The 462-nt window shown below is 46.5% G+C and carries 1 protein-coding gene; it reads left to right on the top strand.

Translation table 11 applies throughout. The features are described 5' to 3' along the window. Nucleotides 1-14: 14 nt before the first annotated feature. The gene (gene frdC, locus AACW90_RS22960; protein ID WP_390239370.1) at nucleotides 15-398 is read left to right on the top strand and encodes a fumarate reductase subunit FrdC; all 384 of its coding nucleotides are present in this window, start codon (nucleotides 15-17) and stop codon (nucleotides 396-398) included. Nucleotides 399-462 lie beyond the last annotated feature (64 nt).

Here is a 462-nt window from a genome sequence, read left to right as displayed (position 1 = left end):
CAGGAGAACTAAGGATGAGTAACCGTAAACCTTACGTTCGCGAAATGAAAGCAACATGGTGGCAGAAGAGCAATTTCTACCGCATGTACATGATCCGTGAAGCGACTGTATTACCCATTATATTTTTCACACTGTGCCTAACTTTCGGGCTAGGCAGTTTAGTTAAAGGTCCCGAATCATGGGACGCTTGGCTAACCTTTATGGCCAACCCTGTTGTCGTGGCGATCAATATCGTCTCGTTAGCCGGGAGCCTGTTCCACGCACACACATTCTTTACTATGTTCCCACAAGTGATGCCGATTCGATTGAAAGGCAAACTCGTGGACACGAAGATCATTGTGCTTGGTCAGTGGGCAGCCGTTGCGGCTATCTCATTAATCGTACTCATCATCGTATAAGGAGCTCATTGTGGTTAATAAACATCCAAAACGTTCAGACGAGCCCGTATGGTGGGGTCTATTT

The sequence above is a fragment of the Vibrio frigidus genome (assembly GCF_042465995.1).
Taxonomy (GTDB): Bacteria; Pseudomonadota; Gammaproteobacteria; order Enterobacterales; family Vibrionaceae; genus Vibrio.
Note: the sequence above shows the minus strand (reverse complement) of the source record. Positions and strands in the feature narration are given on the sequence as shown.

Coding starts and splice junctions, on each gene's coding strand:
- frdC (WP_390239370.1), top strand. CDS start 15: ATGAGTAACCGTAAACCTTACGTTCGCGAAATGAAAGCAACATGGTGG.